13 protein-coding genes and 1 tRNA gene are annotated in these 17937 nt (G+C 61.5%); 8 read left to right on the plus strand and 6 right to left on the minus strand.

What is annotated here, in order from left to right:
- Positions 1-169 precede the first annotated feature (169 nt).
- On the plus strand, positions 170-1045 hold the full coding sequence (locus tag EV586_RS03110) for an alpha/beta fold hydrolase (protein WP_132943602.1): 876 nt from the start codon (positions 170-172) through the stop codon (positions 1043-1045).
- A 17-nt stretch (positions 1046-1062) separates the two neighbouring features.
- On the opposite strand, the gene EV586_RS03115 is transcribed toward EV586_RS03110, so the two are convergent.
- Together EV586_RS03115 and EV586_RS03120 are read right to left on the minus strand one after the other, a co-directional pair.
- Complete coding sequence (locus EV586_RS03115) at positions 1063-2652, minus strand: glycosyl hydrolase family 18 protein (RefSeq protein WP_132943603.1); 1590 nt, start codon at positions 2650-2652, stop codon at positions 1063-1065.
- Positions 2653-2749: 97 nt separating this feature from the next.
- On the minus strand, positions 2750-3955 hold the full coding sequence (locus EV586_RS03120) for a threonine synthase (RefSeq protein WP_132943604.1): 1206 nt from the start codon (positions 3953-3955) through the stop codon (positions 2750-2752).
- Positions 3956-4108: 153 nt separating this feature from the next.
- Between EV586_RS03120 and EV586_RS03125 the strand changes: the two genes are divergently transcribed.
- Genes EV586_RS03125 through EV586_RS03135 form a run of 3 tightly spaced genes read left to right on the plus strand, consistent with a single transcriptional unit; the run spans position 4109 to position 7712 of the window.
- On the plus strand, positions 4109-5641 hold the full coding sequence (locus EV586_RS03125; protein WP_132943605.1) for a CotS family spore coat protein: 1533 nt from the start codon (positions 4109-4111) through the stop codon (positions 5639-5641).
- The gene (locus EV586_RS03130; RefSeq protein ID WP_132943606.1) at positions 5638-6765 is read left to right on the plus strand and encodes a glycosyltransferase family 4 protein; all 1128 of its coding nucleotides are present in this window, start codon (positions 5638-5640) and stop codon (positions 6763-6765) included. The genes EV586_RS03125 and EV586_RS03130 overlap by 4 nt, the downstream gene beginning before the upstream one ends.
- Positions 6762-7712: an NAD-dependent epimerase/dehydratase family protein gene (locus EV586_RS03135; protein WP_132943607.1), complete on the plus strand. Its 951-nt coding sequence runs from the start codon at positions 6762-6764 to the stop codon at positions 7710-7712. The genes EV586_RS03130 and EV586_RS03135 overlap by 4 nt, the downstream gene beginning before the upstream one ends.
- A 41-nt stretch (positions 7713-7753) precedes the next feature.
- On the opposite strand, the gene EV586_RS03140 is transcribed toward EV586_RS03135, so the two are convergent.
- From EV586_RS03140 to EV586_RS03150, 3 genes are all read right to left on the minus strand, one after another.
- A complete protein-coding gene (locus EV586_RS03140) occupies positions 7754-8794 on the minus strand; it encodes a sugar phosphate nucleotidyltransferase (RefSeq protein ID WP_132943608.1) in 1041 nt (346 codons plus the stop codon).
- Complete coding sequence (locus tag EV586_RS03145) at positions 8791-10101, minus strand: UDP-glucose dehydrogenase family protein (RefSeq protein ID WP_132943609.1); 1311 nt, start codon at positions 10099-10101, stop codon at positions 8791-8793. The genes EV586_RS03140 and EV586_RS03145 overlap by 4 nt, the downstream gene beginning before the upstream one ends.
- A gap of 187 nt (positions 10102-10288) precedes the next feature.
- Positions 10289-10364: transfer RNA gene (locus EV586_RS03150), tRNA-Thr, on the minus strand.
- Between the two features lie 154 nt (positions 10365-10518).
- Between EV586_RS03150 and EV586_RS03155 the strand changes: the two genes are divergently transcribed.
- The 4 genes from EV586_RS03155 (at position 10519) to EV586_RS03170 (ending at position 16588) form a co-directional block, all read left to right on the plus strand.
- A complete protein-coding gene (locus EV586_RS03155) occupies positions 10519-10854 on the plus strand; it encodes a hypothetical protein (RefSeq protein ID WP_132943610.1) in 336 nt (111 codons plus the stop codon).
- Positions 10855-11196: 342 nt separating this feature from the next.
- Entirely contained in the window at positions 11197-12426 is a 1230-nt protein-coding gene (locus EV586_RS03160) for an efflux RND transporter periplasmic adaptor subunit (RefSeq protein WP_165898196.1), read from the plus strand.
- Positions 12423-15515 carry an efflux RND transporter permease subunit gene (locus EV586_RS03165; RefSeq protein WP_132943612.1) on the plus strand — a complete coding sequence of 1031 codons (3093 nt, stop codon included), beginning with the start codon at positions 12423-12425 and terminating at the stop codon, positions 15513-15515. Before EV586_RS03160 ends, EV586_RS03165 begins: the two co-directional genes overlap by 4 nt.
- Positions 15516-15523: 8 nt before the next feature.
- Positions 15524-16588, plus strand: a complete 1065-nt coding sequence (locus EV586_RS03170; RefSeq protein ID WP_132943613.1) for a GDSL-type esterase/lipase family protein — start codon at positions 15524-15526, stop codon at positions 16586-16588.
- 50 nt (positions 16589-16638) lie between these two features.
- On the opposite strand, the gene EV586_RS03175 is transcribed toward EV586_RS03170, so the two are convergent.
- The gene (locus tag EV586_RS03175) at positions 16639-17862 is read right to left on the minus strand and encodes an aminopeptidase (RefSeq protein ID WP_132943861.1); all 1224 of its coding nucleotides are present in this window, start codon (positions 17860-17862) and stop codon (positions 16639-16641) included.
- Positions 17863-17937 lie beyond the last annotated feature (75 nt).

A 17937-nucleotide genomic window follows, 5' to 3' on the forward strand; every position in this document is an offset into this window, starting at 1 on the left:
GTTTAGGAGATTGTACTTTTTTCCATAATTATAAAAAGCTACTATTAGGGTTAATGCACTTCCAGGGAATTAAACCCATTAAATAATGTCTTTTGAAATTGAAAACCGATATGTATTATGTTCGCTATCTGTGATACTCTTTTAGAAGATTGCGAAAGGAAGGAACTGTATGCGCAAACGTCAGCTCGAAGTGAACGGCATCCACTTGATGCTTACCGAATTCAGCCAAGAAGGCGAACCCTTGCTGCTGCTGCATCCCGGCGGGGTGTTTGCATCGTTCGTCTGGCACGAGATCGCTCCGTTTTTCCAAGACCACTACCATGTCTTTGCATTCGACCTGCGCGGCCACGGCGAATCGCAGGCGCCGCCGCACGGCTACTCGATGGAAGCGCAGACGAGCGACATTTTGGCGGTGCTCGATCAGCTCGGCATCGAGAAGACGCACATCGTCGGCAACTCGCTGGGCGGTGACATCGCGACCCATTTTGCAGCGCAATACCCGGAGCGCATGCTGTCGCTGGTCAACATCGACTCCGGCATCATCAACTTCACCGGAGAAAACGGCGAAGTGTCGGACGCAAAAGAAGTCATTTTACACAACCGCGCCCAGCGCCAAGTCCCGGTCTATGCGTCGCCCGAGGAATTTGTGGAACAAGCGACCGCAGAATGGGTGCCGCTCGACAAGCCGAGCGCTGCCGTCATCCAGCACAAAATCCTGCGTCCGGCCCCCGGCGGCGGCCTCACCTATGTGCAATTGCCGGACATCGGCGTACAGGTGATGGACATGGTGTGCGACATGCGCTTTGAGACCTGCTACCCGCAGATCACCTGCCCGGTGCTGTTCCTGCCGGCAGCGAAAGAAGACAACTTCGACCGCAAACTGCAGCTGATCGAACAGCACCAGAAACACCTGTCGCACTCCAAAACGGCCGTCATCCCGGAATCGGAACACATCCCGATGCTCGATCTGGCTCAGGAGTATGCGGAAGTCATCCTCGCGTTTCTGGACGAAGTTACGAAAGCACAAAAAAACCTTGCGCGATAAGGCGCAAGGTTTTTTCATTAGAGACGATCTTGTATGCGATTCATCAGCGACGCCATCTCAGCGCGGCTCGTTCCGTCCAGCGGCTTGAACAGGCCGCGTTCATTCCCGGCCAGAATGCCTTCTTGCTTCATCGCCGCTACCGCATCATACGCCCAGCCGCCCGTGACATCCGGGAACGGATGCTCCGTCACATCTCCCGCCTGCAGGTTGAGGATGCGGGCCAGCATCGAAGCCATCTCTTGGCGCGCGATCTTGTCATCCGGGCGGAAGTTCTTGTACTCGTCCCCGGAGATGAAGCCGGCCTGCTTGGCGATGTCGATGTGGCGCTTCGCCCAGTGGCTGGCCTGCACATCGTAGAAGCCCGCATGGGGCGCGGTCCGCTCTTCCAGCCCCATGGCTTTGACGAGGATGACGGCCGCCTGGGCGCGGGTCAGCGGGAGGTTCGGCGAAAATTTCAACGGCGAGGTGCCGACCATCCAGCCTTTGTCGAGCATGGCGAGAATGTCGCCGGCCGCCCAATGCCCTTCCGTATCGGTGAAGTAGCGGCCGTTCAGCCAACGGGAATAATAATCCCACGTGCCCGGCTCTTCCTGCGTCAAACTCCAAGAGCCGGTGCCTTTGATGCCGTACACACCGACGAGACGCAGTTTTTCTTTGATCGATGCTTCGTTTTCATACCAGATCGTGTACGTGCCGGTGCCAAACGTCGTGCTGCCGATCGTCGTGACCGGGTCGCCCGCCTTGACGGTGAACGTCGCTTTTGCTGATTTGGTGGCCCCGTCGTAGACGATGCGCCCGCCGTATTTTTGGAGAAGCTGCGGCACGTGCCAATTGGAGACTCCGGCTCCTTTCATCTTGCCGTCGGCGCTCCAAGCCCGTCCGAAGAACGGGATGCCGAGCACCGTCTTGTCTTTCGGCACGCCACGGTCAAGCGCATATTGGATCGAGCGCTTTACAAACGCATCGCTGGCGACCGGACCCGGTGTGGGGTCGCCGGCGTAGTTTTCGTCATAGGCCATAATCATCAAATAGTCGCTGTAATCGGACAATTTCTTATAGTCGTACGAACCATGCCAGCCGACGCTGTAGCCGTTCGGATTCGCCGCGACGGCGACCGACACTTCCTTGTGTGCCGGTATTTTGGCGTTGATCAGGCGCACCAGATCGGTGTAGTTGGCGCGGTCGGCCTCCGTCAAGTTTTCGAGGTCGATGTTGACGCCGTCCAAATCATAGGTAGAGATCGCATCGGCGATCTGCGTGGACAGCCGCTCGCGGTTCTTCAACGCGCTGCGTCCTAACGCTTGCCCCCAGTGATTGCTCAGGAACGGGACGACTTTGATCCCGCGCTTGTGCATCTCGGCAATAAACGATGCTGACAGCTTGGAGGTCAGTTTCAACGATCCGTCCGCGTTTATGTTGAAGAAGTCGGGAGATACTACATGCAAAGCGCCTTTTGTGGAATCTACCGTTGCCACATAGGTCGACGTGCTCCCGAAATAGAGATAGGACATATTAAATTTGCCGTCCGCTGCAAAGCCGGAACTGCCCGGCAAGAGCAGTGCTGCCGTCAGCAACCCGACGATCAATGATTTCGCCCGCGTGCGCATGAGCTCGTCCCTCACTTTCCGTCTTGTAACACTAGCATTCCAGTTACTAGTTTACATGCTAACGAAAGGAGGGACAAGCTTCAATTTTTCCCTTGTCTTAGGAACTAACTACGTCTGCTGCGTCTATCAGCTTCATTTGCGGCAGTTTGGCGAAATAGTTGTCTTTGTAGCCGTTCGACGTGCCGACCAGCACGACGCGGTCCGCTTCGCCGAGATCCCCCGACACTTTCAACTGCCGCACAGCTGCATAGACCACTGCGGAGGAGCTTTCCAGATACAGTCCGCGCTGCGCCAGTTTGGTCTGCCCGGCCAGCGCATCCGCTCCGGCCACATCGACCGCGCCGCCGCCCGATTCGCGCAAGGCGACGAGCGACTGGAAGGTCGCCGTCGAGCCGCCGATCGACTCGGTGGCGCTGTGATCGCCCGGGAACTGCCCGCGGTAATCTTCGCCGCTGAGCACTCGCGACAATCGTCCAAACGGCTCAGCCGCGTACAGGCGCGGCAACGTGTCGATCCAGCCGGCAGCCTTGGCCTCCTGCAAGCCCCGCCAGATGCCCCACAGCAAGTCGCCCCGCGAGGTCGGCACGACGATCGCCGTCGGGGCATGCCCTTGGAACGCCTCCGCAATCTCATGTCCGCACGTCTTGTACCCTTGCACGCCCCACAAATTGCTGCCCGTCGGCGGGTCGATGTAGTTCGTGACCGGATACCAGCCTTCCGTCTCGACCATCTTGCGCATGTACTTCCAGCGCAGTTTCGAGTCATGTGCCGCGACCAGCTCCGCGCCGGTCGCCCGCACCGCCTGCTCCCAGGTCTGGTTCATGCCGACCGTCGTCACCACCACGCAGCGCAGCCCTGCCGCCGCCGCATACGCCGCCAGCGAAGCTCCGGCATTGCCGCTCGAAGCGGCGACAACCGTCGTGCGCCCGGTCGCTTTCGCCCGCGCCACCACTTGTGCGCTCATCCGGTCTTTGTGCGAGCCGGTCGGGTTCTGCCCTTCATTTTTCAGCCACAAGCCTGCCAGGCCCAGCTCGTCCGCCAGATCGGCGAGCTCGATCAGCGGCGTGTCCCCTTCGCCGAGCGTCGGGAACGTGCGGTACGGCAGCCGATCGGCGAAGCGCTGCATGCCGCGCAGTCTCGGATCGACCGTCCATTTCTCCGTCCCCGCATAGGTCACTTCCAGCGACACCGGATACCCTTGTTCCAGACAGGCCGGACAGCCTGTCGTGTAATCGTTCAGCTCATATTCAGCGCCACAGCGCAGGCAGGACAACGCGGCTGCGGTTTCATTCTGCATGTACATCGCTTCCACTCTCCTTAGGCGGCGGGCGATCCTCCGCTCCCTTTTTTACCCTTTCTGATCTCACTTCCACAATAGCATAGTTGCCTGTCCGTTACGAGAGTGTCTGTCCGCCAATACACTGATACCAACCACATGAAAAAGGAAGGGAAGCCCATGGAACCATATATCATTCAGCCGTGGGGCGATGTGGAAGGCGATGTGCCAACCGTTCCCCCGGAGCTGGAAGCGATGACGCACGACGTCATGCGCGAATATGACATGACCGTCAGCGAACTGCTTTTGATCACCACCAAGCCGGACAAAGGCGGGGCGATCTGGAAGATTCAGACCAACCACGGCCCGCGCAGTCTTAAGGTGCTGCACCGCACCCCGCAGCGCAGCCTGTACAGCGTTCATGCCCAACAGTACCTCGTGGAAAAAGGCGCCCGGGTGCCGGGACTGATCCGGAGCAAGGCGGGTGAGCTGTGCGTGGAGCGCGGCGGGAAGCTGTGGATCGTCACCGACTGGATCGAACCGCTGACCCCGGCCGCCAAAGTCGACCTGACCGGCGCCGCGCAGCTCTGCTGCGGCCTCGGCGAATTTCACCAATTCGCTCAAGGCTACGTTCCGCCCGAAGGAGCGCAAAACGCCTCCCGCCTCTACCGCTACCCGATGTCCTACCAGAAGATTCTCACCAAGCTCGACTGGTTCCGCCAGATCGCCATGCTGTATTCCGACTTGCCTGCCAGTGGCAAGCTGCTTTCGCTGATCGACAAATACGAACGCCAGGCCCGCAATGCTCTCTACACGCTGGAACAGTCCCCCTACAAAGACCTCGTCCAGCGCGGCGAAGCAGCTTGGGGATTCGCGCATCAGGACTATGGCTGGTCGAACGGACAGGTCGGACCAGACGGGAAGATCTGGATCATCGACCTCGACGGGGTCGCCTATGACCTGCCGATCCGCGACCTGCGCAAGCTGATCACCTCGACGATGGAAGACATGGGCCACTGGGACTTGAGCTGGATTCGCGGCATGATCGACGCCTATCAGCAAGCCAACCCGATCGAGCCGGAACTGATGCAGGTGCTCCTGATCGACATGGCGATGCCAAACGAATTTTACAAGCATGTCAAAGAGGTCGTTTACGAGCCCGAGCTGTTCTTGAATGCGGAGACGGAAGCGATGCTCGACCGGATGGAGGCGACCGACGCGACAAAATGGCCTGCGTTACAGGAGTTGGGCGCGAACATCCTCGAAGCGCCTGCCGACTGGGTGCCGTCGCAGATCTTCCGCACGGCGCCAAACGTCACCGCGCTCCGCTTCGACGCCGACTCCTCTGCCCCCGCTCTTGTTCCGATCTCGCCAGAACACCTCCCTGAATTCGACCGCATGTTGCAGTTTTGGCGAAGCAAGCAACCTGTGCAGGAGTCGGCGGCGCGCAACACCAGCCGCAACTGGTGGCAAGACCTGCGCGAACGGCTCGATGCCCTGCAGCCGCTCAGCGCCTGGCCCCCTAGCGGCACCATCGCGCAGCGCCGAGAGCCGCGCCTCGAATCGAACATCGCCGAACGTGCGCGGCAATTTCTCGCAACCCTGCCCGCCCTCGACCTGCAGACGGTGCCGGGAAGCGGAGAACTGTCGCCGTATACGCACGAACTGATTGAGCGGATCGCCCGCAAACGGAAGGGGAGACAAGACACGTGAAAATCTTGATGATCTGCACCGAAAAGCTTCCGGTGCCGCCCGTGCGCGGCGGGGCGATCCAGACCTACATCGCAGGCGTTGCACCGGAGCTCGCCAAACAGCATGACATCACCATCTTAGGCATCACCGACCCCGGCCTGCCCGATTCGGAGCGGGTCGGCAACCTGCAGTTCGAACGGGTGCCCGGGAAGCTGTTTCACATTTACGCGGAACACGTGGTGCGCTTCCTGCAAGGCCGGCGCTACGACCTGATCCACGTGTTCAACCGTCCCCGGCTGATCGGCCCGGTGCGCCAGGCCGCCCCGCAGGCGCGCCTCGTGCTCTCGATGCACAACGACATGTTCACACCTGACAAGATCGCCCCTGAAGACGCCGAGCTGTGCATCCGCGAAGTCGAGCGCATCGTCACCGTCTCCGATTACGTCGGCCGCGCCATCTCCACCCTGTACCCATCGGCCCAGCCCAAACTGCGCACGATCTACTCCGGCGTCGACCTCAACCGCTACGCCGTCAACGCAGAAGCGCAAAGCATCCGCCAACAGCTGCGCACCCAGCACGGGCTCGACGGCAAAAAAGCCATCCTGTTCGTCGGCCGCCTTTCGCCGAAAAAAGGGGCGGACATTCTCGTTCGCGCTATGCAGCACGTCGCAAAGCGCCACCCGGACGCCGCGCTGGTCATCGTCGGCGGCAAGTGGTTCAGCGATGACGGCATCTCCGACTATGTCGCGTACGTGCGCGCGCTGGCCGGCCGCTCCAAGATCCCGGTGATCACCACCGGCTACGTGCCGGCCGATCAGGTGCACCACTGGTTCTGGGCGGGCGACCTGTTCGTCTGTCCGTCGCAGTGGGAGGAGCCGCTGGCCCGCGTCCACTATGAAGCGATGGCGGCGTCCTTGCCGATCCTCACCACCGCGCGCGGCGGCAATCCGGAAGTGATCGTGCCAGGGCAGAACGGCCAATTGGTCGAACGGCCGGAAGATCCCGCTCTGTTCGGCGAGCAGATCTCCGCTATGCTCTCCAACCCCGGCAAGATGCGCGCGATGGGCCAATACGGGCGCCGCATCGCCGAGCAGCGCTTCGGCTTCTCCCGCGTCATCCGCGAGATCCTCGAGGTGTGGCGATGAAACGCAAACGCGCTTTGGTCACCGGCAGTGCCGGGTTCATCGGCTCCACGCTCTCTGAACGGCTGCTGCGCGAAGGCTATGAGGTGTACGGCATCGATGCCTTTGTCCACAACTACGACCGCCGGTTGAAAGAGCAAAACCTGCAGGGTCTGCTCACCAATCCCCAGTTCCATTTTTGGGAACGCGATCTGCGCTGTCTGGACTTCGATGAGCTGCTGTCCCGCGTCGATGTCGTGTTTCATCAGGCGGCGCTGCCCGGTGTGCGCACCTCGTGGGGCGCGCAGTTTCAAGAATATGTTGACCACAACATCCTCGTCACCCAGGCGCTCCTCGAAGCGGCCAAACATTCGCATGTGCAGAAGATCGTCTGCGCCTCCTCCTCGTCCGTCTACGGCGGCATGAGCGGCCCGACCGACGAGACGGTCACACCGCAGCCCGTGTCGCCCTACGGCGTGACGAAGCTTGCCGCCGAGCAGCTCGGCCAGCTCTACGCCAACGTGTTCGGCGTGCCGGTCGTCTCCTTGCGCTATTTTACCGTTTTCGGCCCCCGCCAGCGCCCGGACATGGCGTTTCACAAGTTCATCAAAAACGTGCTGAGTGGCGAACCGATCGACATCTACGGCGACGGTGAGCAGTCGCGTGACTTCACTTTCATCGACGACGCGGTGACCGCCAACCTGCTTGCGGCGACCTCCCCGGTCGCCGGCGAAGTGTTCAACATCGGCGGTGTGTCCCAGTTGACCGTCAACGAGGTGATCGCGCTGCTCGAGACCCACACCGGCAAGACGGCGCTGCTCCGACGCCTGCCCGAGCAGCCCGGCGACCCGCGCCACACGTTTGCCGACATCAGCAAAGCCCGTCAACAGCTCGGCTACGACCCCCAGTTCGACATCGAAAAAGGGATCTGGCTGCAGATCCAGCAGGTGCGCAGCCTGTACAACTTGTAAGCAGACACAACTTAACCCCCTCCGCTGCAGAGGGGGTTTTGCTAGTGCTTGCCCTTGTTTGTACGCGGCTTCGGCAGCGCGACTTGCGAATGATCCCCGAGCATGCAGGTGATCTTTTTCGTCTCGCCTCCTCCTTGCAGTGTGGTAGCCCGTCCAAACACGCTTTGCTCGATCTTCACGTCGACGCCGCAGATCGTGGAGCCTTCGAGGCAGATACTGTCGGCGATCTGGCAGCTCTGCAGCGTCACACCGTCCTGCACCGCCACATAGGGGCCGATCTCCGCATTTTGCAGGATGCAGTTGTCGCCGATCAGCACCGGTCCTCTGATCGTGCAGTTTTCGATCCGCACGTTCTCCCCGATCTCAATCCGGCTGCCGTGCGACGCACCGAGCATCCAGCGGTTGGCAAGCACCCAGCGCTCCAGCGTCCCGACGTCCGAATACGGCTTGTCGGTGATGGCAAATGCGACCGAGCCGCCGCGCATGATCAGCTGCTGGATCGCATCGGTGATCTCGTATTCGCCCCGTGCGGACGGCTTGAGCTCGGCGATCGCCCGGAAGATCGCCGACTGGAACACGTACGCCCCGATCACCGCCAAGTCGCTTTTCGGCGCGGCAGGCTTTTCTTCGAGCGAGAGGATCTTGCCATCCCGGATCTCGGCGATGCCATAGTCGCGAGGATTCTCCACCCGCGACAGCATGAGCGCCGCGTCCTGCCCCTCGAACGCCTGCAGCAGCGGGTGCAGTTCTTCGCAGAGCAGGTTGTCGCCGAGCAGTAGCACGAACGGGTCGTTCTGCAGAAACCCCTTCGCCTTTTGCACGGCGTTGGCGATGCCGAGCGGTCGGGTCTGCTTGATAATCTTGACGGTGCAAGGCGTTTTGAGACCGTTAAGGAAATCGATGATGCCCGTTTGCTGCGGGTTGATCACGACGCCGATCTCGGCGATGCCGACCCGCTGCAATTTTTCGATGCAATACTGCAAAAGCGGCCGGTTGGCCACGGGGAGCAGCGTTTTCGGCGTTGTGTGCGAAAACGGCTGCATCCTCGTGCCGCGACCGGCGCATAAAATTAATCCTTTCATGTTGAATCCCGCTCCCCCACACCGTGATACTCGATTCCGCAGCCGCGCAGTTTCTCCCCTTCCAACGCATTGCGCCCGTCGAGCAAAACCGCGCGGTTCATGATCGCTTTGACCCGGGCAAAGTCGAGGTCGAGGAACTCCTGCCACTCGGTCAGCAGGAGCGCCGCATCCGCTCCGGCGAGCGCCGCATACGGGTCTTGGACATACCGCACGTCCGGGTGCAGGCGGCGCACCGCTTCCATGCCCTGGGGATCGTACGCGGCAAGCTCCGCACCCGCACGCAGCAGCTCCGGGATCAGGCGCAAGGCCGGCGCTTCCCGAATGTCGTCGGTGCCGGGCTTGAATGTCAGGCCGAGCAGGGCGATCTTTCGTCCCTGCAGCGGGTCGAGCTTGCTCTGCACCTTTTGCAAAAACCACTCCGTCTGCTCCCGGTTGACGCGGGCGACGGCGTCGAGCAACTGCAGCGGAACGCCTTCCTGTCGGGACAACTGCAGCAGCGCTTCCACGTCTTTCGGAAAACACGACCCGCCATAGCCGATCCCGGCGCGCAGGAACTGTCCGCCGATGCGCGAGTCGAGCCCCATGCCGCGGGCGACCTTGGAAACAGACACGCCCGTCCGTTCACAGAGCCTAGCCAGTTCGTTGATGAAGGAAATCTTGGTGGCGAGGAAGGCGTTGGAGGCGTATTTGATCATCTCCGCGTCGCGCACCGTCGTGTAGAACAGCACGGTGCGCAGGTCTGCATACAGCGCAGTCATCACAGCTCGTGCCTTGTCCGATTCACAGCCGATCACGATGCGCTCCGGATGCAGCGCGTCATGGAGCGCTTTGCCTTCGCGCAGAAACTCCGGGTTGGAGACGATGTCAAACGGGATGTCGGCGCCGCGGGCGGCAAGCTCTGCCTTCAGCAGGTCATTGATCTTGTCGCCGGTGCCGACAGGGACGGTGCTCTTGCTGACGATGACCTTCTCGCGGTCGAGGTGCTGACCGATCGCACGCACCGCCGCTTCGACATAGCGCAGGTCGGCCGATCCGTCCGCGTTCGCCGGGGTGCCGACGGTGAGGAAGAGAATGTCGCTGTCCCGAACGGCGCGCGGCAGGTCGACAGTAAAGGTGAGCGCGCCTGTGGCGAGCAAGGTCTGCATCAGCGGCTCCAAGCCTTCTTCGTAAAACGGAAGCTGGCCGCGACTGAGCAGCTCGACTTTTTGCGGATCGACGTCGACGCCGATCACGTTGTGACCCATCGAGGCCAGCGCGGCAGAGGTGGTGGCTCCTACATACCCTGTTCCAATGACCGATACGTTCATATTCCCCCCTGCTTTCTCAGATAAATTGGTTTCTATAGACTATGTGCGAAGCGCCGGTACGGCAACGGTGAAAACGTACAAACCCCACGACAGTCCGCGTATCTTCCGGACAATCGCGGAAGCCAATACGAAAAAGCGTGCTTCCAACTACGCTCATTCGTAGCTGAAAACACGCTAGTTTGGGGAATGGTGCCGGCGAAAGGAATCGAACCCTCGACCCACTGATTACAAGTCAGTTGCTCTGCCATCTGAGCTACACCGGCAAGAATTGTCGTTCAATTGGCAATAGAATAACGAAGGTGTCGAAAGAAGTCAACACTGTTTTATAAGAAATCTGAAGAATTTGTACACTCACCACTTATGTGTCATGAAATCTTTTTACACAGCATATGTTTGGACAAGGGAGGCGTCGACATCATGAAGAAGTGGGTGCTGGCATGGCTCGTTTTTACCGCATATCTCGTGACAAACTTAAGCATCATGCAGTCGGCTGAGCAGCCGCATCTGGTCGCGACGATGCTGCTCGGCTTTTTCTTCTATCTGATCCTCGGCTTGCGTGGCGTCTACGGCGCGGCGGCGGCGGTGACGGTGATCGTCATGCTGGCGGTGGCCGTCCATCAGCTGAAACATCCCGGCTATGCGCTGCTCTACGTGTCGGATGTCCTGCTGCGCCTCGCGCTCGACCTCGTCACCATCCTCGGCGGCGGCGGACTCGGCTATTGGGTACAGCGAATGCTGTTGCCCCAAAAATAAAGTACGCCCTGCCGCAGTCCCTTCTGCAACAAGGCGTACTTGATATGTAGTAGCCTCCAAGACACCGAGCCGACCCATTCAGCTGATCCTTGAGAAGCAAAGTTTGTCGATTGTTTTGTCGAACTGTGTCGTTCCTTGATGAGACTATAACATGAGTTTCAGAATCCACTCAAACCCCTTTACACCCCCTTAACAGTAATCACCATTCTTTTCCGAACGAATTCTCCATAAACCTCCCGTTTCCTACCCGCTCCCCAATTTAAACCTGCACATAGAAACAATGGTCTCGTAACACACTAATTCCACCTATGGAAAATGTACGCAACAGGTGGAGGTGAGCCGATGAACCAGATCTTTCGCACCGGTTGTCTCTCGCTGAGCCTCACAGCCTTGCTGCTGGCAGGCTGCGGCGGCGATCGACAGCAAGGCGCTCAGCCGGAAGCGACGCCGGTCAGCGCCTATCGGGTAACAACACGCGACATCCCCGAAACGATCCTGCTGCCCGGCCGCGTCATCGCCGGCAGCGAAGTGGCCGTCTCCGCCACCGTCCCCGGCCAGCTCGAGGCGGTGTCCGCCAAAGTCGGCGACCGCGTGCAGGCGGGACAGCTGCTCGCCACGCTGAACAATCCGTCGGCGAGCTCCTCCCTGCAGGAAGCGAAGCGCAACCTGCAGACGCTCGAGGGCCAGCTCGACCAGCTCCGCCACCTTGGCGGCCAGTCGCCCGCCGGGCGCGTCGCCGAGCTGCAAGAGCAGATCCGCCGGCGCATCCGCGATCTGACCGAAACAGCCAAGACGGGCAAACTCCCCGGCCAAGCGGAACTGGTCGCTTCCGGGCAGGAGCTGGTGCGGCTGCAGACGGAGCTGGCCCGCCTGCAGACCGAATCGGCCGTCTCCGAGTCGCTCAACCAGCTGCGCGCCCCGCTCCTGCAAGGCTTGCAGATGCAGGTCGAACAAGCCCGCCAGTTGGTCAAAGCGGCCGAAGCCCAAGCGGCGGCCGCGCGGATCACCGCGCCGATCGCCGGCACGGTGCTGGCCCAAAACGCTGCCAAAGGCGCGCCCGCCCTGCCCGGCACGCCGCTGTTCAGCATCGGCTCGGTCGAGCAGGTCGAGTTCGAAGTGCTGCTCGACCCGAACGTCGTCCCGCGCCTGCAAGCGGGACAAGCGGCGGCGGTGCAGGTCGGCACACAGCCCGCGGCCCAGACCAAGCTCGCCTCCGTCTCGCCGGCCGTGCAGCCGCAAGCGAAGTCTTTCACGGCCCGCGCCGCGCTGCCGAACCCAAACGGGTGGTTCAAGCCCGGCATGATCGGCCAGGCCACCATCACCCTCGCCGCGCACAAAGGCGTGCTCTCGGTGCCAAAAGCGGCTGTGTTACGCGACGCGAACGGCCCGTTTGTGATGCGGATTGAGAACGATCAGGCCCGCCTCGTCCGCATCAAGCCCGGCTATGACAACGGGACGTGGGTCGAAGTGCTATCCGGCCTGCAGCAAGACGAACGGATCGTCTATGGCGGTGTTGAGCGCATGCAACCGGGCATGAAAGTCACCGTCACCGAAACGGAGCCTGCGTCATGAGGCTGTCCGAGCTGTCTGTCAAACGCCCGGTCGCCGCGACGATGATCATCGTTGCCCTCGTCATTCTCGGCGGTGTCTCCCTGTTCCGGTTGCCGGTCGAGCTGTTCCCGCGCATGACCTTCCCGCTCGCCGCCGTCACCGTGCAAAGCCCGGGCTCGGCGCCCGACGTCCTCGAGCAGATGGTCACCCGGCCGCTCGAAGCGATCCTCGGCACGACCAACAATGTGAAAAACGTCTCGTCGGTCACCCGCAGTGGCGGCGTGATGGTGCTGGTCGAGTTCGACTGGGGCACCGACATGGATTTTGCCACGCTGCAGATGCGCGAGAAGATCGACTTCATCCGCAACCAGTTGCCCGAAGGCATCCAGCAGCCGATCGTCTTGCGCTTCGACCCCAACCTGCTGCCGGTGATCCAGTTCGGGATGAGCGGCGGGCGCGACCTGACCGAGCTGAACCGGATGGCGGAGACGATCCGCACCCGCCTCGAGCGCGTCGAAGGCGTGGCGGCGGTGCAGACCACCGGCGGCACGGAGCGCGTCATCAACCTGACCGTCAATCCGCTCGCCTTGCAGGAGCGCGGGCTGACCCTGAACCAGCTCAGCCAACTGCTCGCTTCCGAGAATCTCACCTTGCCCGGCGGCCAAGTCCGCGAGGCGGAGCGCAACCTCTCGATCGTCGTGAAAGGCGATTTCCCATCGCTGGAAGCGCTGCTCAACCTGCCGCTCGCCTCCCCGCAAGGCAACCGCTTTCACCTGCGCGATGTCGCCGCCGTCGAAGAAGCGGTCGCCGAAGCGGGCAGCCTCTCGCGGATGAACGGCAAGCCGAGCATTTCCTTGTCGATTCAAAAGCTGTCCGAAGCGAACACCGTGCAAGTGTCGAACGGTGTGCAGGCCGCACTGGCCGGTCTGAAAAGCGAACTGCCCGCCAACATGCAGCTGGTGCCGCTGTTCGACCAGGCCGATTTTATCAAGCAGTCGATCCGGACGCTGACCCGGGACATGCTGCTCGGCGGCGCGTTTGCTGCGCTCATCCTGTATTTCTTCCTGCGCAGTTGGCGGAGCACGCTGGTCATCTCGCTGGCGATCCCCGTCTCGATCATCGCGACGTTCATCATGGTCTACTTCGCCGGACAGTCGGTGAACATGCTGACGATGGGCGGTCTGGCGCTTGGCGTCGGGGCGATGGTCGACACAGCAGTGGTGATCTTGGAAAACATCTACCGCCACCGCCAGCTCGGGCGTTCGCTGTATGACGCCGTGCTGGAAGGTTCGAGCGAAGTGTCTTTGGCGGTGACGGCGGCGGCGTTCGCTTCGGTCGTCGTCTTCGCCCCGATCATTTTCGTCTCCGGCCTCGCCGCCCAGCTGTTCCGTCCGCTGGCGCTGACCGTCACCTTTTCGCATCTGGCCTCGCTGTTCAGTGCGCTGTTGCTCGTGCCGATGTTCGCCTACTATTTTCTGCGCGGTGAAAAGCAGTTCGCCGCGCTGAGCCCGGCGGAGGTGGAGCGGGCGGAAACGCAGCACGACCCAGAAAAACAGGGCCGGCTGGGACGCGCCTATGCGCGCCTCTTGCATTGGGCGGTGCACCATCGCACAGCGGTGATGCTGACCACGCTGTTGCTCGTTCTGCTCTCGGCCGCCGCCTATCCATTTATCGGCAAAGAGTTCCTGCCCAAAGGAGATCAGGGCATGATCGCCGTCAATGTCACCCTGCCGGCCGGGGCCACCATGGAGCGCACCGCCAAACGGGTCGCCCGCGCCGAAAAATTGATCGGGGCAACGCCCGAAGTCGGGACGGTCTTCGTCACCATCGGCGGCGGCAGCGTCTACAACCCGACGGCCGGCGTGCAGTCGCACAAAGCGACGCTGAACATCCAGCTCAAAGACCGCGCCGCGCGCAGCCGCAGCACGGTCGAAGTGGCCGATGACTTGCGGGCGCGGCTGCGCACCGTGCCGGAAGCGAAGATCAACGTGCAGGTGTCGGGCGACCAGTTCGGCGGCGGCACCGGCCGGCCGATCCAGATCCGGCTGCGCGGCGATGATGACGCCAAGCTGCGCCAACTGGCCGAGCAGACCACATCGGAGATCATGGCGGTGCAAGGCGTCCGCGAAGCGAGCGCCGAGCGCGAGCAGCTGGTGGAAGAGGTGCAGATCACCGTCAACCGCGAGGCGGCGCTGTCCTACGGCCTGACCAACGCACAGGTCGCAGGACTGGTCAACATCGCCATGCAGGGCCAGACGGTGACTCGCTACCGGACGGAGAATCAGGAGATCGACGTGCGGATGCAGATCCCGCCGGAAATGCGCGCTTCGGTGGAACGGCTCAAGCAGCTGCCCCTCGCCTCGCCGCTCGGCGCGACCGTCACGCTGGGCTCCTTGTCCGACATCCAGTTCGTCCAGGCGCCGTCGGGCATCTCACGCTTCAACAACCAGCGCGAGATGACGGTGGAAGCCGACTACATCGGGCGCGACCTCGGCCATGTGATGGACGACATCCGCGAGCGGCTCGATACCCGCCTCGACCTGCCGCGCGGCTACTCGATCGAGTACGGCGGCGAGTCGGAGCAGATGAACGACGCCTTCCGCAAGCTGGAAGGTGCGTTGGTTCTGGCGCTCCTGCTCGTCTACATGGTGATGGCGGCACAGTTTGAGTCGTTTTTCCATCCGTTCATTATCATGTTTTCCGTGCCGGTGACGATCGTCGGAGTCGTGTTCGGCCTGCTCGTCACCGGGCGTTCGCTCGGCGTCGGCGCCTACATCGGACTGATCGTGCTGGTCGGCATCGTCGTCAACAACGCGATCATCCTGATCGACTATGTCAACCGCCTGCGCCGCCGCGGGCTGGACCGCATCCAGGCGGTGCTGCAGGCCGGACCGGTCCGCCTGCGCCCGATCCTGATGACGGCGGGCGCGACGGTGCTCGGCGTCCTGCCCGCCTCGCTCGGCTACGGCGAAGGGGCGGAGATCCAAGCGCCGCTGGCGACGGTGGTCCTGTTTGGCCTGACGTTTTCCACGCTGATTACGCTGGTGTTGATCCCGGTCGTCTACCTGTCGTTTGACATGTGGCTGGAACGCTGGAAAGCCCGGAGGTGAACCTGTGCATGGCGTCTCGTCTGTTCTTGCTCTTCCTTTTGTCCCTGCTGGTCTGCTTCCACCCGGTACAAAAAGCGTTGGCAGCCGATCTGACGCCGCTCCCCAAACATCTGAACTACGTGGCGATCGGCGACTCGGTCACTGCCGGCTGGGGGACACCGGCGATCGCTGGCACGCGCGTCAATGGCTATGTCGCGCACCTGCACCGCCAGATGCAAGTGCGCGGGCAAGCCACCCTGCACAATTTCGGCATTCCGGGCTTAACGAGCGGCCAGTTCCTTTTCTTGCTCGACCACTGGCCGGAAGCGAGCCAGCATCTGCAGCGCGCCGACCTGATCACCTTGTCGATCGGCGGCAACGACATCATCTGGACGGAGCATCAAAAGCCGGGCGACGTGATGGCGATGCGCGAGGCGCTGACCAAATACCAGACCAACATCCGCACCATCCTTGCCCTGTTCCGGCAGCTCAACGTCGATACCCGCTTGTTCGTGCTAGAAGTGTACAATCCATTCCCGGAAAAAGACCCGCGCCACACGCAGCTCAGCGAGTGGATCACCTGGGTCAACGAGTCGATTCTCGCCGCCGCCAAAGCGTACGATGCGGATGTGGTGCCGGTGGCATCGCTGTTTTTGGGGCATGAAAAAGAGTACGTCAACCTGGCCAACAACGACATTCATCCGAACGCCAAAGGCCACGCGCTGATCGCCGAAACGATCTCGCAGGCGCTGTTCGGCTCGTTTATCCCGCTGCCCGTCGCCGCCGAGATGAAGCCGAACCTGCTCTGGAACGGAGAACGGCGCCCGCTCCGCTCTGATCTGGTGTTGGAAAATGACACCGTCTACGCGTCCCTGCCCCTGATCCGGGAACTGCCCGGCACCGGCCGCCCCTCCATCCGGTCGCGGATCGGCTCGGTCTTCGCGCGGGTCAACGGCAAGCGGATCGCGCTGCCGTCGCCGGTGTTTTTAAAAGACGGCTTGCCCTACCTGCCCTTGCGCCCGGTGATCGAAACGGTCGGTGCGCGAGTGTACTGGGTGCCGGACAGCCGGACGATCTCGGTGTTCAGCAAATAGAAAAACCTTGACCCCTGTGCGGTCAAGGTTTTCTATTTGCTTTTGTTTGATTATGCCCAGTTGCCGTTGCGGAACAGCGGCACGCGGGTGCCGTCTTCGCGCTCGCCGTCGATGTCGAGCTCCGCCGACCCGATCATGAAGTCGACATGGATGATCGACGTATTCAACCCATGCTCGGCCAACTGCTCGCGGGTCATCTCCTGCCCGCCCTTGAGGTTCAGCGGGTAGGCTGAGCCGAGCGCGAAATGGCAGGATGCGTTTTCGTCGAACAAGGTGTTGCGGAAGACGATGTTCAGGTTGGAGATCGGCGAGTCTTGCGGCACGAGCGCCACTTCGCCGAGGAATTGGGCGCTGTCATCCGCCGAGATCATTTCCTGCAGCACTGCGTCGCCTTTTTCAGCAGATGCTTCGACGATGCGGCCGTCTTGGAACTTGATGGTGATGCCTTCGATCAGCTGCCCGCTGTACTCCAGCGGGAACGTGCTTTTCACCACGCCGTTGACGCCGGTGCGCAGCGGTGCAGAGAACACTTCTTCCGTCGGGATGTTCGGCAGGTACTTGGTGCCTTTTTCGTCGGTCAGGCGGCCGCCGACCCAGATGTGTCCGCGCGGCAGTTCGAGCGACAGTTCGGTACCGCCGCCGCTGTAATGCAGGCGCAGGAACTGTTCATCGGTCAGCCATTTGGCCCGGCTTTCGATCTGCTCCACCTTCTGCTGCCAGTAGGCGATCGGGTCTTCCTGATCGAGCCCGGTGATGTAGCGGATCGAATCCCACAGCTTGGTCATGCCCGCTTCCGGCGACAGCTCCGGGAAGACGATCGCCGCCCATTCCGGCGTCGGAATCATCACCATCGACCAGCTGCTTTTGCTCGCTTGCTGCAAGTCGCGCTGGCGGCGCATCGCTTTGCCCAGCGCTTGATAGTACTTGCCGATGCGCGCTGCGTCCAAGCCGCTCAGATGCCCCGGCTTCGGCGCATAGATGCCGAGCATCGCGCCGCCTTCTTCCAGCGTGCCGACAAAATCGCGGACATACCCTTCCGGCACCAGTTCGAGCGTCTCTTCCGGAGCCAGCTCCAAACGGGTGCGCAGCGTGTCTTCATCCGACCAGTCGACCCATACATGGTTCGCACCGGCCGCATACGCTTGCTTCACCACTTCCCGCGCGAACGCTGCCGCCTCGACCGGCGCGCGCACGATCACCTTTTGCCCCGGCTGCACGTTGATCCCTTGTCGGACGGCCAGTTCTGCATATTTGCGAAGCTGTTCAGCTGTCATCGTCATCTTTCGATCTCCTCCTGCTTGTCCCTCTGTTTAGAGTAAGCATAATCGAAAAAGACAAAAAAGACCAGC

This window comes from Tumebacillus sp. BK434, assembly GCF_004340785.1.
In the GTDB taxonomy this organism is placed as follows: domain Bacteria; phylum Bacillota; class Bacilli; order Tumebacillales; family Tumebacillaceae; genus Tumebacillus_A.

Bases quoted from the DNA above. Each gene is read 5' to 3' on its own strand.
- EV586_RS03110 (WP_132943602.1), top strand. From the start codon at position 170: ATGCGCAAACGTCAGCTCGAAGTGAACGGCATCCACTTGATGCTTACC.
- EV586_RS03115 (WP_132943603.1), bottom strand. From the start codon at position 2,652: ATGCGCACGCGGGCGAAATCATTGATCGTCGGGTTGCTGACGGCAGCA.
- EV586_RS03120 (WP_132943604.1), bottom strand. From the start codon at position 3,955: ATGTACATGCAGAATGAAACCGCAGCCGCGTTGTCCTGCCTGCGCTGT.
- EV586_RS03125 (WP_132943605.1), top strand. From the start codon at position 4,109: ATGGAACCATATATCATTCAGCCGTGGGGCGATGTGGAAGGCGATGTG.
- EV586_RS03135 (WP_132943607.1), top strand. From the start codon at position 6,762: ATGAAACGCAAACGCGCTTTGGTCACCGGCAGTGCCGGGTTCATCGGC.
- EV586_RS03140 (WP_132943608.1), bottom strand. From the start codon at position 8,794: ATGAAAGGATTAATTTTATGCGCCGGTCGCGGCACGAGGATGCAGCCG.
- EV586_RS03145 (WP_132943609.1), bottom strand. From the start codon at position 10,101: ATGAACGTATCGGTCATTGGAACAGGGTATGTAGGAGCCACCACCTCT.
- EV586_RS03155 (WP_132943610.1), top strand. From the start codon at position 10,519: ATGAAGAAGTGGGTGCTGGCATGGCTCGTTTTTACCGCATATCTCGTG.
- EV586_RS03160 (WP_165898196.1), top strand. From the start codon at position 11,197: ATGAACCAGATCTTTCGCACCGGTTGTCTCTCGCTGAGCCTCACAGCC.
- EV586_RS03165 (WP_132943612.1), top strand. From the start codon at position 12,423: ATGAGGCTGTCCGAGCTGTCTGTCAAACGCCCGGTCGCCGCGACGATG.
- EV586_RS03170 (WP_132943613.1), top strand. From the start codon at position 15,524: ATGGCGTCTCGTCTGTTCTTGCTCTTCCTTTTGTCCCTGCTGGTCTGC.
- EV586_RS03175 (WP_132943861.1), bottom strand. From the start codon at position 17,862: ATGACAGCTGAACAGCTTCGCAAATATGCAGAACTGGCCGTCCGACAA.